The sequence below is a fragment of the Gelidibacter sp. F63206 genome (assembly GCF_023015735.1).
In genome coordinates this window covers 1-13,588 of record NZ_JALKAU010000052.1, presented here as the reverse complement: position 1 = coordinate 13,588, position 13,588 = coordinate 1, and the positions used below count along the sequence as shown (strand labels likewise).

Genomic DNA, 13,588 nt, shown 5'->3' with positions numbered 1-13,588 from the left:
AAACTCCAAATTCCTATGATTTAAGACATGGGAATTTGGAGTTTATAAAATTGTTGTTGGAATTTAAACTTGGTATCTCCAACCGTGCTTATCTTCATCCATATTGTGCTGGATGTTAAGCATCTTATCTTTTAAAGTGTCCGCGTAGGAGTTTTCGATGGTTGGTAATTCAAAAAGCTCATCTGCATGTTCAAATGCTGAGATAGGACTGATTACTACAGCAGTTCCTGCACCAAAAATCTCTTTTAACGAACCATTTTTAGATGCCTCCTTGATTTCAGTCACCGTTATAGGTCTGACTTGGACTTCAATACCGTTGTCTTCTGCAAGTTGAATGATGCTTCTTCTGGTAACTCCATCCAAAATACGATCGCTTAGGGGCGCGGTGATCAAGGTGTCATTTATTCTAAAAAACACGTTCATGGTCCCAGCTTCCTCCAATCTTTCGTGGGTATCGGCATCCGTCCAAATCACTTGTTGAAACCCTTTCTTTTGAGCAAGACTTGTCGGATAAAACTGAGCTGCATAATTGCCCGCTGCCTTAGCAAAACCTACACCTCCATTGGCTGATCTACTGTACTCTTCTGCAATCAACACCCGAATTTTACCAGTATAATAAGCTTTTGCCGGAGCACAAATAATCATAAATCGGTAATTATTTGAAGGAGAGGCTGAGATTGCTGGATCGGTAGCAATTATAAAGGGTCTAATATAAAGTGAGTTTCCTTTTCCTGGCTTTACCCAAGCGCTATCCATTTTCAATAAGGTGGTGAGGCCATTCATGAAGTATTCTTGTGGGAATTCAGGCATTGCCAATCTTGTCGCCGATTTGTTGATACGGTTAAAGTTATCGATAGGTCTGAAAAGCCATACTTTGCCATCATCATCCTTATAGGCTTTCATACCTTCAAAAACGGCCTGACCATAATGGAATACCCGTGCCGACGGATCCATGGTCATAGGTTGATAAGGAATTATTTTTGGCGTTTGCCATTCACCATTTTCATAGTCACAGATAAACATGTGATCAGTAAAAGTTCTACCAAATGTTAGGTTGTCAAAATCAACAGCATCAATCTTGGTAGTATCTGATTTTACGATATCGATTTCGTGTGAAGTGTGTTTTATCATCATATATTTTTTGATGCTGCAAATTTAGTCATTTCTTGCAGTATAAAAAATCAAATATTTGTTTTAAAAAAAACTTATATTTGTCTCTATAAATTTCTCATAAAGTAAATAAAATATGAAAAAAATTCTTATCGTTTTTGGAATTGCCTTAACCGTGATGGCCTGTAAAACTGAAGATAAAAAGGTAGAAACTCAGGAAGTAGAAAAGGAAGTTATGGCCTATACGTCAATTGGTGAAGAGATTACTGCCGATGCCGCAAAATCAACATCTGATATGGCAGAAGCCTATAAATCGATGAGTGTTGGAGATACCATAAACGCCAAAATGATTGGGAAAGTAGATGAGGTGTGTCAGTCTAAGGGCTGTTGGATGAAAGTAAATCTCGAAAATGGTGACCAGATCATGGTGAAATTCAAGGATTACGGATTTTTCATGCCAAAAGATATCGCTGGAAGAGAAGTTGTGATCAATGGGAAGGCGTATGTCAATGAAGTTCCGGTTGACGAATTGCAACATTATGCAGAAGATGCAGGTAAATCTGCCGAGGAAATTGCAGCAATCACTGAGCCTAAAACAACATTTTCGTTTGAGGCAGACGGTGTATTGTTGAAAGGTATATAACTCTTGCAACGCAAAATTATAACAACGGCCGATGGTTCCAAGACCATCCAAATAGAAGAGTGGAATGAACAGTACCATTCCGTTCATGGGGCCATACAAGAAGCAAACCACGTGTATATTAAGCATGGTTTGCTTTTTTGTTTTGATCGGTTAAATTCTTCAAATGATGAAAGTCAGGAGATTTCAATTTTAGAAATAGGTTTTGGCACAGGTCTGAATGCGTTTTTAACCTTGTTGCAGGCCGATGAGCATCAAATTGACATATATTATAGAGGGGTAGAAGCATTTCCGATTTCGTCTAATGAGATGGCCGCTTTAAATTATCCAGAAACGCTTCGTGTTCTAGAGAAAACAGCACTTTTTGAAAAGATGCATAAAATCCCGTGGGAAATAGACAAACGTCTAATATCTTACTTTACACTTCACAAACAACAGAAATTATTCAGTGATATCACAGATAAAGATCGATTCGATTTGATCTACTTTGATGCTTTTGGGGCGCGAGTTCAACCTGAACTTTGGACCATATCTATTTTTAAAATCATGTTTGATGCTTTAAAATCAGGCGGAGTATTAGTAACCTATGCTGCTAAGGGGAGCGTGCGTCGAGCCATGCAATCCGTTGGTTTCAGTGTTGAAAAACTACCCGGTCCACCCGGAAAAAGGGAAATGCTTCGAGCAACGAAACATTCGACCTAATTCAATTGTTAAGAGATAGAAAAGGCTCTTAACATTCAGCGAGTTTGAGGCTAAATTCGCCTATTTACAAAAGACTTCGAGTAAGGGATTAAGATATATGCTAATGTCTTCTTTCGGAGGGAAGCGTCTAGTTCTAAACGTTAAAAAGATCGATTATTTGTTAATTCTGTTAAACCTTGTGTTAAAGTGATAAACAATCAGTTTTTCATTGGTTAACTTTATAAAAAGCACAAGAAATAGATGAAGGTACTAATTACAGGAGCTACAGGTTTAATAGGTAAGGAAATAGTGAAACGATGTCATGAGCAGAATATATCGGTGCATTATTTGACAACTTCCAAAGAAAAAATTAAAACTCAGGATAATTATGAGGGGTTTTATTGGGATCCCAAAGAAAATATAATTGACAGCAACTGTTTTAAGGATGTGGACGCCATTATTAATTTAGCTGGTGCGGGCCTCGCTAAACGATGGACTAAAAAATATAAAAAAGTGATTGTTGAAAGTAGAGTGCAATCGCTACAGTGTTTGAAAAGTGCGCTTTCAAAAATTGAAAACCATCACGTCAAACATATTCTTTCTGCAAGTGCCATTGGTTTTTATCCAGACTCTCTTACCAAATATTATGACGAATCCTGCATTAAAAAATCGCCATCATTTCTGGGTGAAGTAGTTTCGGAATGGGAAAACGCCGTAGATGAGTTTTCAACCTTGGGATTGTTGGTATCAAAAGTTAGGATTGGTTTGGTGCTGGACGCCAATGAAGGCGCTTTGCCTCAAATGGTAAAACCTATAAAATTTGGATTAGGATCAGCTTTTGGGTCAGGAGAACAATGGCAGTCATGGATTCATGTTTATGATTTATCACGAATTTTCGTTCATATTATTCAGAATGAATTGGAAGGAGTTTACAACGGTGTCGCTCCAAATCCTATTACCAATAATGAACTGACTAGGGCAATTGCGAAAACACTCAATAAACCCCTCATTCTGCCGAACATTCCGAAGTTTTTCATGAAACTTGTGCTGGGAGAAATGCATATTGTACTTTACGAAAGTCAGCGGGTAAGTTCGAAGAAAATTGAAGATTCTGGTTTTGACTTTACGTATTCCAATGTACATCCTGCGTTGGAAGCTATTTTGATATAGCCATTATGAGATTTTGGGTTCGATTTTAAAGATCTTACCTAATTCTTTAATCGTTATGAAGAGTCAGACGAATCATAAATGCCTCCAATCTTTAAATTTTTGCTCCTAACTTACACCGTAGTTGCTTGATTGGAGATAGGTCCAACGGTCCTTTATTCTCTATATTTAACGCCTCTTTCAAGTCCTTAAAATTGAAATATTCGTAAGAAGAAAATGACTTAGCCAATTTTCCATTCTTAATTAACCATACAGCTTCATATTCTCCATTTTCAGATTCTTCATAAATGATGTTGTAGTAATCATAATACTTAAATGGCATTTCTTTAATGTTGGAGGTGAACACATATTTCTGAAAGATAATTCGCTCGGATTCAATCCGTATGGTTTCCATTTTTAAAAGAGGAAAGCATCCAAATAATAAAATAGCGGCTGCAAATAAAGAAGTTAGAATAGATTGGGGATCATTCCATAGTTCTGGATGTATACTATCTGGCGACGATAAAAAAAATAGGAGTAGGGACAACAGGATAGAAAGTCCAAAGACACTATAAACCATTACCTTATATTTTAGGGTGAAATGTGAGATAACCATGATTGTATAAATGATATAAGCATCTAAGAACACATCGATTTTTTGTGGAAATGTCAGCATTTATAAAAAATAATATTTTTTAGTTGACAAGTCATGAAAAGTATATTGTGACATTTTGACATTTTTTCAATATTGGCAGTACTTTTGCCAATTCAAAATGAAGATAAAATTGAAGTTCAAAAATATGAGCAAAAAAGATAAAAATGAAGACATTGATATCAATGTTGAAGAAGCTGTTAATAACGCTGTAAATGAAGATGTTAACGCTGAAGAAGTTAGTGTTGAGGACCAATTGAAAGAGGAATTGGGCAAAGAAAAAGATAAGTTTTTAAGACTATTTGCAGAATTTGAAAACTACAAAAAACGGACAACAAAAGAACGAATAGAATTGTTCAAAACTGCAGGGCAGGATGTAATTCAGTCACTTTTGCCGGTTTTGGACGATTTTGACAGAGCGATTCATGAAATTTCTAAAATAGAAAAAGAGGATAATGAGCTCTTGAAAGGCGTTGAGCTTATTCGCAATAAATTTAGAAGCACCCTAAATAGCAAAGGACTTGAAGATATTGTTGTTGAAGTTGGTGAGGTTTTTAATGCCGATGAACATGATGCCGTTACTCAAATTCCAGCACCTTCAGAAGATTTAAAAGGCAAGATTGTTGATGTCATTGAAAAGGGCTATAAGTTAGGTGATAAAGTGATTCGTTTTCCTAAAGTAATTACAGGATTTTAAATAGGCGGAGTAAGGTTTTAGGAATTGATTAGAATTAACATACAATGAAGGAAGATTATTACGACATATTAAAAATTGATAAGAATGCGTCAGCGAATGACATTAAAAAAGCATATCGCAAGAAGGCGCTAAAATATCACCCAGATAAAAACCCTGACGATAAGGAGGCCGAGGAAATGTTCAAGAAAGCCGCAGAGGCTTATGAAGTATTGAGCAATCCGGAAAAGAAAGCGCGTTATGACCAATTTGGTCATCAGGCATTCCAAGGTGGAGGCGGTTTCAATGGCGGCGGCATGAATATGGATGACATATTTAGCCAATTTGGAGATATTTTTGGCGGTGGTTTCTCTGGTTTTGGAGGCGGTTTTGGTGGACAACAAAGACGCGTTAAGGGTAGTAATCTGAGAATTAGAATTACCTTGACCTTGGAAGAAATTGCCAATGGCGTTGAGAAAAAACTTAAGGTAAAACGCAAGGTTCAGGCGCCAGGTACAACCTATAAAACCTGTTCAACCTGTAATGGATCGGGGCAAGTTATGCGAATTACCAATACCATCTTGGGTCGAATGCAGACATCTTCGCCATGTCCGACCTGTGGAGGTGCGGGAGAAATGATCGATAAAAAACCTTCTGATGCGGATGCTCAGGGCTTGATTATTAAAGAAGAAACCGTATCCGTCAAAATTCCGGCGGGTGTGGTTGATGGCATGCAATTAAAAGTGTCTGGAAAAGGTAATGACGCCCCTGGAAAAGGAATTTCGGGTGATCTTTTAGTGGCCATTCAAGAAGAAGAGCACAGTACTTTGAAGCGTGACGGCGATAATTTGCATTTTGATTTATATGTGAGTTTACCAGATGCTGTATTAGGTACCAGTCAAGAAATTGATACGGTAACAGGTAAAGTACGTATCAAGATAGAATCGGGTGTCCAGTCCGGAAAGATTTTACGATTGAGAGGTAAAGGAATTCCAAGTATCAATGGTTATGGAAAAGGTGACCTATTGGTGCACATTAATGTTTGGACTCCAAAAACCCTGAATAAAGAACAACGGGAGTTCTTTGAAAGCATGAGAGATGACGAACACTTTCAGCCTAAACCAGAAAGTTCGGATAAATCATTCTTTGAGAAAGTTAAAGATATGTTTTCATAACCAAGTGGTAATATGATAAAAATTACTATATTTGAATATCACTAATTCATTTTAGTGATATTTTTCTTTTTCATAGCAATTTTTTCCCATCCTTGATTTATTTATTAAGGGTGGGTTTTGTTTTTAAGGGCATATTGCTTTTTAAATTCCTAAGAAATTAATGGTTTTAAGATAAAATAAAAATATATAATCTGAACTAAACTCTAACATTTAATATATTTACGCATCTTTAATCCATGCCATACAAACGTTATTTCTATGAACAACTTATTAGTTGCAAATTCAGTTTCCAAAAATTTTGGAAATTTTAAAGCGCTAAATGAAGTATCCATTGCAGTTCCAAAAGGAAGTATCTTTGGGCTTTTAGGCCCAAATGGTGCAGGTAAGACGACGCTCATTCGAATTATCAATCAGATTACCATGCCAGATTCTGGCCAGGTGCTTTTGGATGGACAACCATTAAAACCAATGAATATACGTGATATTGGTTATTTGCCAGAAGAGCGCGGTCTATATAAATCCATGAAAGTTGGCGAACAAGTACTCTATTTGGCGCAGTTAAAAGGCTTGTCAAAGCAAGTAGCAAGAGAACGTCTGAAATATTGGTTTGACAAATTGGATATTGGCGATTGGTGGAACAAAAAAATCCAAGAGCTTAGTAAAGGACAAGCCCAAAAAATTCAGTTTATTGTCACGGTAATTCACAAACCTAAACTCCTGATTTTTGATGAACCATTCTCGGGGTTTGATCCTATCAATGCCTCACTCATTAAAGATGAGATTTTACAGCTGAGGGATGAAGGTGCAACGGTTATATTTTCGACCCATCGAATGGAATCTGTAGAGGAAATGTGCGACCATATTGCGCTAATTCATAAATCCAATAAAGTTTTGGATGGGAAATTGACTGATGTAAAACGCCAGTTTAAGACCAATACCTTTGAGGTTGGTATGCAGTCCTCCAATCCGGAAGAGGTGACGCGAATTATCAATGAGAAATTTGAAGTGTTTCCGGCGACTTTCAAAAATTTGAATGATGATATCAAATTGAATATCAAACTACCTGAAGAAACATCTTCCAATGATTTGTTGAGCTTTTTAACTTCAAAAGCAGAAATACATCATTTTGTGGAAGTCATCCCTAGTGCCAATGACATTTTTATTCAAACTGTAAAAAATAATTGAAAATGAACCATTTACCGCTCATCATCAAAAGAGAGTATTTGAATAAAGTGCGCAATCGGTCTTTTGTTGTCATGACATTTTTGAGCCCTATCATTATGATTGCCCTTGTTGCAGTTGTGGCATATCTGTCACAAATCAATAATGATAAAAAACGTTCTATTACAATCTTGGATGAAACTGGGGTAATTGCAGAGGCTTTTGAAAACACTGAGAATACTACTTATACGATTTTAAGTGATACTGGGTATGATACGGCCAAAGAGTTGGTTAAAGCTAAGGAGGATTTTGGATTACTGTATATAAAAAAGGGTTCAGATACTATTAATCTCGTCAAATCCGTAAATTTCTATTCGGATGAATCTCCATCTGTATCCATGATTTCCAATTTGGAACGAAGAATTGAAAAGCGTTTGTCTGACATTAAATTACAAAACGACGGAGTGGATATTGAACAGATAAGAGCTTCCAAAACCACGATAAATATTGCTCAGGAAACTTTTGAAGGTGAAAAAACGTCTAAAATTGACAGTTATTTGAAACTCGCCTTTGGAGGTGCGGCGGGATATTTGTTATTTATGTTTATTATCATTTATGGCAATATGATCATGCGTAGCGTGATTGAAGAAAAAACAAGCCGAATTATTGAGGTAATTATATCTTCAGTTAAGCCAATTCAATTGATGATGGGTAAAATAATAGGGACCTCATTGGCTGGAATCACTCAATTCCTAATTTGGATTATTCTCGGAGGCGTGTTGTTATTTTTGGTTTCTGCAATTTTCGGCATCGACTTGATGCAAATCCAATCCCCACAGCAACAAATGATCAATCAGGCGATGGCGTCTTCCGACGCTCAAAATATTGCCCAAGATTTAATTGCCGGATTTGTCAATCTGCCAATCCTCAATTTATGTGTGGCGTTTTTGTTTTTCTTTATTGGTGGATATCTTTTGTACAGTTCTTTCTATGCCGCCATTGGTGCAGCTGTTGATAATGAAACAGATACCCAACAATTTATGATGCCTATTATTATGCCACTTGTTTTGGCTGTTTATGTTGGTGTGTTCACGGTCATAGAAGACCCTCACGGAACTGTTTCAACAATATTCTCCTTTATTCCATTAACATCACCGGTGGTTATGTTGATGAGAATCCCTTTTGGTGTTCCAATATGGGAGCAACTTTTATCTTTTGCCATATTGGTGTTTACTTTTGTGTTTACAGTGTGGTTTGCGGCCAAAATTTATAGGGTAGGTATTTTAATGTACGGTAAAAAGCCTACTTATAAAGAACTGTTTAAATGGTTGAAGTATTGATGTTATTAGCTAAAACTCTGTAATGCGGGGTGCTACCTAAAAAAATAAACGTAAGTGCTAATTGGCTAACTGTATATGCTTCAGTAAATAGGAGATAAAAAATTTTTAAAGTTAGTAGGCGTTTGGCATCTCACTTCGATTTAAAAATTGATATGAGTAGAATTTTTGTATTTTGCTTGCACACAGAACACATGTCATAGACTAAAGTATTTGCTTAGATTTACATTCCATACAGACTCTCTTAATGAGATCACCAAAATTTAATTTTGTGTTTAAATTTAAAGACAATAGTTACGGGACGTCTTTTGCATAAGGCTATGACACCTTAGGTATTTCTTATTAAAAAAGATTGGGAAAAAAATAGAAATCAGATTTTTATTTCGGTTTCTAATAATAGTTTTTATTTTAGAACAAGAATAAAATTTAAAAATATAGAATGGCAAAAATATTAGTCATAGAAGACGAAGCAAGTATCAGAAGGGTTTTAGTGAAAATTCTTTCTGAAGAAAATGAGGCCTATCAAGTAGACGAAGCTGCGGATGGCTTGATTGGATTGGAAAAAATAAAAAAAGAGGATTACGACTTGGTGCTTTGTGATATCAAAATGCCAAAAATGGATGGTGTTGAGGTTTTGGAAGCCGTCAATAAAATAAAGCCAGAAACCACTATTGTCATGATCTCCGGACATGGTGATATAGATACCGCAGTCAATACCATGCGTTTAGGCGCATTTGATTATATCTCGAAACCTCCTGATTTAAACAGATTGCTCAACACGGTCAGAATCGCATTAGATCGGAAGGAATTGGTGGTAGAAAATAAAATGCTCAAGAAAAAAGTGAGCAAAAATTTTGAAATGATCGGCGAAAGCAAAGCCATTTCCCACATAAAGGACATGATTGAAAAGGTGGCGGCGACGGATGCCAGAGTCCTGATTACCGGACCAAACGGTACGGGAAAAGAATTAGTGGCACATTGGCTCCATGAAAAGAGCGATCGTTCCACCGGGCCACTCATTGAAGTCAATTGCGCGGCAATTCCTTCTGAATTGATAGAAAGTGAACTTTTTGGACACGTTAAAGGTGCTTTTACAAGTGCTGTAAGAGATAGGGCCGGAAGGTTTGAAGCTGCCAATGGCGGAACCATTTTTCTTGACGAAATTGGAGATATGAGTCTTTCTGCCCAGGCGAAGGTCCTAAGAGCATTGCAAGAAAGCAAAGTGCAGCGGGTAGGAAGTGACAAGGATATTAAAGTGGATGTTCGGGTCATTGCGGCAACCAATAAAAATTTAAATAAGGAGATTCAGGAAGGCCGATTTAGAGAGGATTTATACCATAGGCTTGCAGTCATTTTAATTCAGGTACCGCCATTGAATGACAGAAGAGAAGACATTCCCCTATTGATAGAACATTTTGCAAATAAAATAGCCGAAGAAAATGGAACGGCACCAAAATCATTTTCTACAAAAGCTATCAAGCAATTACAAGAATACGATTGGACAGGAAATATTAGAGAGTTGCGCAACGTGGTGGAGCGCTTGATTATCCTTGGAGAAAAGGAAGTGAGTGAAAGTGATGTAAAGTTGTTTGCTTCTAAATAAAATATTAAGATTTAAAACGTCGGTATAAAATAAGTATATGGACTAAAATGTGACTTTTATTATGAAAAACATCAATATTGAGGACTTCAAAGTTTCAAATTCCATAAAAATTGAGGATTTTAAAACCGAATTCGACCTTGAAGCATCTAAGAGTGAAATAAAGGATCATCTGAAGGAGGTCCGAAAAGGTTTAGGTAAAATTCAAGATACCATGTACGCCCATGGTAAATATGCTGTTTTGGTCTGTTTACAAGGGATGGATACGGCAGGAAAAGATAGCTTGATTCGTGAAGTTTTTAAAGATTTTAACTCGCGAGGAGTGGTTGTCCATAGTTTTAAGACACCAACAAGTTTGGAATTAAAGCACGATTATTTATGGCGGCATTATGTCGCACTTCCTGAACGGGGCAAGTTTGGCATTTTCAATCGGACCCATTATGAAAACGTCTTAGTGACCAAAGTCCATCCATCTTATATTTTAAATGAAAACATTCCAGGAATTGATACGGTTGAGGATATTGACGATGCCTTCTGGGAAAGACGCTTTGAAGACATCAATAATTTTGAGAAACACATTGCGGAGAATGGCACCATAATATTTAAATTCTTTCTGAACCTTTCAAAAAATGAACAAAAGCATCGATTGTTGAGACGTTTGAATCGTGAAGATAAAAACTGGAAATTCTCTCCGGGCGATTTGAAAGAGCGTGAACTTTGGGATGACTATATGACCTGCTATGAAGATCTTCTCAATAAAACGTCAAAACCGCATGCCCCTTGGTACGTTATTCCTTGTGATGACAAAAGAACATCGAGGTATTTGGTTGCTAGGGTTTTGTATGATACTTTAAAAACCTATACAGATATTAAGGAACCTGAATTGGACGACGCCATAAAGGCCAATATTGACATGTATAAAAGACAGCTGAAAAAAGAGTAGCTTCTGTTTTTAAATTAAAGTTTTAATGACCTAGCTGCAAGTTGGCTGTAAGCTAAAAACAACCGAGAATTATGTCAATGACAATGACAGCTTTTATTGATAAAGCAAGAATACCGACAAAACTAGAAATTGAAACTCAAATTAAAACATTAGGTTATAATTTTAGGTTTAATGAAAACTTTAATCTTTTTGACGAGTTTGGTGGAGATTGTGAATTAGACGGCCAAGACACATTTTTTGAAATTTATTTTATAAAGAAAGAGGAAGTAATTAGTGAAATGCCTTCTTTAAACAAAGACTTGGATAATTTTGATTCTGCATTTTCATTTATTTGGGGAGCTGACTCTATTGCTGGTGCTTGTATCTCAATTATTTCAGTTGCATTAATAGATTTGTGCAACTCTAAAGTGGTCTTGGAGGATTTCGAAGTTTGGTATGACCGAGAAATGCTTATGGAAGAAATTCCAATGTTTATAGAAGAGGAAAACACCAATATTGACCAAGCAATAAAAGAAAAGCTAACATTTGATAAAAGACAGAAAAGTGAAAAAATAACAAATATAATTCTATGGAGTCTGCTAATTACCACTGTGCTATTAATGAATAGAAACATTATATCTTGGTATATTCCATCATTTCTATTGGTTGCCGTGCTAATTAAAAGTGTAATTGATCACAATAAAAAAAGAAAATTTAAACATTAAAACCTAATTGAAAAGTCTATAGTCAACTCTGTGTCCTATAATTAATGCCTGATTATCGCCTATTTACAAAAATCCTCGCGGATTTTCTAAAGGCTCGGTTAGTGTTTATATTTTAGGTATTTGCCACCGAAGCTACCCTTACACATAAACGTTATCAAAACTGTCCTACAAGGTTTACAAGACCTTGTAGGTATTATTACCAATCTCCTTCTTCGGATAAGCATATCTACAAAATATCTATTATAAATCAGTATATTTATTTCTTCAAATCAATCATATATTTCCGATGAAACGACTTTTCTTTATAGTAGGATTCCTATTATCCATAAATATATCCGCTCAAACTGATGCCGAAAACATAAGAAAAATTTACACCAATTCTTTGACCAATGGAAAGAGTTATGAATGGTTGGACCATTTGTCCAATAAAATTGGTCCTCGACTTTCGGGATCACTAGGTGCAGAGCGAGCCGTAGAGTATACCAAAGAAGAATTGGAAAAACTAGGTTTGGACAAAGTGTGGCTACAACCGGTCATGGTGCCTAAATGGATTAGGGGATTGCCTGAATTTGCCTATATCGAAACCTTGCCCGGAATGACAACCCATGTCAATATTTGCGCCTTGGGTGGTTCTGTCGAGACACCGGATGGAGGCGTACGTGCACACGTGGTTGAAGTTCAGGGCATAGAAGAGTTAAAGGCCTTAAGTCCAGATAAAGTGAAAGGAAAGATTGTGTTCTTCAACCGTGCCATGCAGGCTGATTTGATTGATACCTTTGAGGCCTATGGCGGATGCGCCGACCAGCGTTATGCAGGCGCTATGGAGGCTGGAAAGTTGGGTGCTGTTGGCGTTATTGTTCGTTCCTTAAACTTGAGATTGGATGACTTTCCGCATACCGGCAGCATGACTTATGGGAATTTGCCCGTTTCCCAACGGATTCCATCGGCTGCAATTAGCACCAATCACGCAGAGTTATTAAGTACGATGTTGGCATTAGACCCAACGATTACGTTTTTTTTTAAACAAAATTGCAAACAGATGGCCGATGTGCAGTCCTATAATGTGATTGGCCAAATTACGGGATCAGAATTTCCTGATGAATATATTGTTGTGGGTGGACATTTGGACTCATGGGATTTGGGTGATGGTTCTCACGACGATGGTGCGGGAGTGGTGCAATCAATGGATGTTCTGCGATTGTTGAAGGAGAGTGGCATTAAGCCAAAACGTAGTATTCGGGTCGTTCTATTTATGAACGAAGAAAACGGATTGAGAGGCGGTAAAAAATATGCTGAGATAGCAAGGTCCAAAAATGAAAACCATATTTTTGCCTTAGAAAGTGATTCGGGAGGTTTTACACCAAGAGGGTTTTCATTTGATTGCAATGATGCTGTTTTTGATAAAGTCTTGGGTTGGCAAGATCTATTCAAACCCTATTTGATCCATTATTTTGAAAAGGGTGGCAGTGGCGCTGATATTGGTCCGCTAAAATCTGATAACATTGTTTTAGCGGGATTAAAACCGGATTCCCAGCGTTATTTTGATTACCATCATGCTGCCACTGATGTGTTTTCGGCAGTCAACAAAAGAGAATTGGAATTGGGGGCTGCGACCATGGCATCCTTGGTATATTTATTTGATACCTATGGCACAGGTACTAAATAACTAAGAACCTGAGTTCGATTGATAATATTTGATTTTTTTGTATAAAAAAAGATAGATTTTTAGTAAATTAAAGTGTTGAAATTCAATTTGTTAATCTAAA

At 36.8% G+C, this 13,588-nt stretch carries 13 protein-coding genes; 11 read left to right on the top strand and 2 right to left on the bottom strand.

Annotation, left to right across the window (positions count from 1 at the left end; genetic code table 11):
- Positions 1–63: 63 nt before the first annotated feature.
- Positions 64–1,131: a branched-chain amino acid aminotransferase gene (locus MWU32_RS02195; RefSeq protein WP_246937382.1), complete on the bottom strand. Its 1,068-nt coding sequence runs from the start codon at positions 1,129–1,131 to the stop codon at positions 64–66.
- Between the two features lie 115 nt (positions 1,132–1,246).
- Here MWU32_RS02195 and MWU32_RS02190 point away from each other — a divergent pair, with 115 nt between their 5' ends.
- The 3 genes from MWU32_RS02190 to MWU32_RS02180 all read left to right on the top strand — a co-directional run bounded on the left by MWU32_RS02190 (position 1,247) and on the right by MWU32_RS02180 (position 3,601).
- Entirely contained in the window at positions 1,247–1,753 is a 507-nt protein-coding gene (locus tag MWU32_RS02190) for a DUF4920 domain-containing protein (RefSeq protein ID WP_246937380.1), read from the top strand.
- A gap of 3 nt (positions 1,754–1,756) precedes the next feature.
- Positions 1,757–2,452: a tRNA (5-methylaminomethyl-2-thiouridine)(34)-methyltransferase MnmD gene (gene mnmD, locus MWU32_RS02185; RefSeq protein WP_246937378.1), complete on the top strand. Its 696-nt coding sequence runs from the start codon at positions 1,757–1,759 to the stop codon at positions 2,450–2,452.
- Positions 2,453–2,692: 240 nt separating this feature from the next.
- On the top strand, positions 2,693–3,601 hold the full coding sequence (locus MWU32_RS02180) for a TIGR01777 family oxidoreductase (RefSeq protein ID WP_246937376.1): 909 nt from the start codon (positions 2,693–2,695) through the stop codon (positions 3,599–3,601).
- Positions 3,602–3,692: 91 nt separating this feature from the next.
- Here MWU32_RS02180 and MWU32_RS02175 read toward each other — a convergent pair whose 3' ends face one another.
- Positions 3,693–4,253: a hypothetical protein gene (locus MWU32_RS02175; RefSeq protein WP_246937374.1), complete on the bottom strand. Its 561-nt coding sequence runs from the start codon at positions 4,251–4,253 to the stop codon at positions 3,693–3,695.
- 124 nt (positions 4,254–4,377) lie between these two features.
- Between MWU32_RS02175 and MWU32_RS02170 the strand changes: the two genes are divergently transcribed.
- The 8 genes from MWU32_RS02170 to MWU32_RS02135 all read left to right on the top strand — a co-directional run bounded on the left by MWU32_RS02170 (position 4,378) and on the right by MWU32_RS02135 (position 13,488).
- Complete coding sequence (locus MWU32_RS02170; protein ID WP_246937372.1) at positions 4,378–4,926, top strand: nucleotide exchange factor GrpE; 549 nt, start codon at positions 4,378–4,380, stop codon at positions 4,924–4,926.
- A gap of 44 nt (positions 4,927–4,970) precedes the next feature.
- Entirely contained in the window at positions 4,971–6,077 is a 1,107-nt protein-coding gene (gene dnaJ, locus MWU32_RS02165) for a molecular chaperone DnaJ (protein ID WP_246937370.1), read from the top strand.
- 258 nt (positions 6,078–6,335) lie between these two features.
- Positions 6,336–7,262 carry an ABC transporter ATP-binding protein gene (locus MWU32_RS02160; protein WP_246937368.1) on the top strand — a complete coding sequence of 309 codons (927 nt, stop codon included), beginning with the start codon at positions 6,336–6,338 and terminating at the stop codon, positions 7,260–7,262.
- A 2-nt stretch (positions 7,263–7,264) separates the two neighbouring features.
- Complete coding sequence (locus MWU32_RS02155) at positions 7,265–8,578, top strand: ABC transporter permease (RefSeq protein ID WP_246937366.1); 1,314 nt, start codon at positions 7,265–7,267, stop codon at positions 8,576–8,578.
- A 436-nt stretch (positions 8,579–9,014) separates the two neighbouring features.
- Positions 9,015–10,178, top strand: coding sequence for a sigma-54-dependent transcriptional regulator (locus tag MWU32_RS02150; protein ID WP_246937364.1), 1,164 nt, complete (start codon positions 9,015–9,017; stop codon positions 10,176–10,178).
- A gap of 61 nt (positions 10,179–10,239) precedes the next feature.
- Positions 10,240–11,118, top strand: coding sequence for a PPK2 family polyphosphate kinase (locus MWU32_RS02145; RefSeq protein ID WP_246937361.1), 879 nt, complete (start codon positions 10,240–10,242; stop codon positions 11,116–11,118).
- Between the two features lie 71 nt (positions 11,119–11,189).
- A complete protein-coding gene (locus tag MWU32_RS02140) occupies positions 11,190–11,822 on the top strand; it encodes a hypothetical protein (RefSeq protein ID WP_246937359.1) in 633 nt (210 codons plus the stop codon).
- A gap of 286 nt (positions 11,823–12,108) precedes the next feature.
- Positions 12,109–13,488 carry a M20/M25/M40 family metallo-hydrolase gene (locus MWU32_RS02135; RefSeq protein ID WP_246937357.1) on the top strand — a complete coding sequence of 460 codons (1,380 nt, stop codon included), beginning with the start codon at positions 12,109–12,111 and terminating at the stop codon, positions 13,486–13,488.
- Positions 13,489–13,588 lie beyond the last annotated feature (100 nt).

Bases quoted from the DNA above. Each gene is read 5' to 3' on its own strand.
- MWU32_RS02195 (WP_246937382.1), bottom strand. From the start codon at position 1,131: ATGATAAAACACACTTCACACGAAATCGATATCGTAAAATCAGATACT.
- MWU32_RS02160 (WP_246937368.1), top strand. From the start codon at position 6,336: ATGAACAACTTATTAGTTGCAAATTCAGTTTCCAAAAATTTTGGAAAT.
- dnaJ (WP_246937370.1), top strand. From the start codon at position 4,971: ATGAAGGAAGATTATTACGACATATTAAAAATTGATAAGAATGCGTCA.
- MWU32_RS02190 (WP_246937380.1), top strand. From the start codon at position 1,247: ATGAAAAAAATTCTTATCGTTTTTGGAATTGCCTTAACCGTGATGGCC.
- MWU32_RS02180 (WP_246937376.1), top strand. From the start codon at position 2,693: ATGAAGGTACTAATTACAGGAGCTACAGGTTTAATAGGTAAGGAAATA.
- MWU32_RS02135 (WP_246937357.1), top strand. From the start codon at position 12,109: ATGAAACGACTTTTCTTTATAGTAGGATTCCTATTATCCATAAATATA.
- MWU32_RS02170 (WP_246937372.1), top strand. From the start codon at position 4,378: ATGAGCAAAAAAGATAAAAATGAAGACATTGATATCAATGTTGAAGAA.
- MWU32_RS02145 (WP_246937361.1), top strand. From the start codon at position 10,240: ATGAAAAACATCAATATTGAGGACTTCAAAGTTTCAAATTCCATAAAA.
- MWU32_RS02150 (WP_246937364.1), top strand. From the start codon at position 9,015: ATGGCAAAAATATTAGTCATAGAAGACGAAGCAAGTATCAGAAGGGTT.
- MWU32_RS02155 (WP_246937366.1), top strand. From the start codon at position 7,265: ATGAACCATTTACCGCTCATCATCAAAAGAGAGTATTTGAATAAAGTG.
- MWU32_RS02140 (WP_246937359.1), top strand. From the start codon at position 11,190: ATGTCAATGACAATGACAGCTTTTATTGATAAAGCAAGAATACCGACA.
- MWU32_RS02175 (WP_246937374.1), bottom strand. From the start codon at position 4,253: ATGCTGACATTTCCACAAAAAATCGATGTGTTCTTAGATGCTTATATC.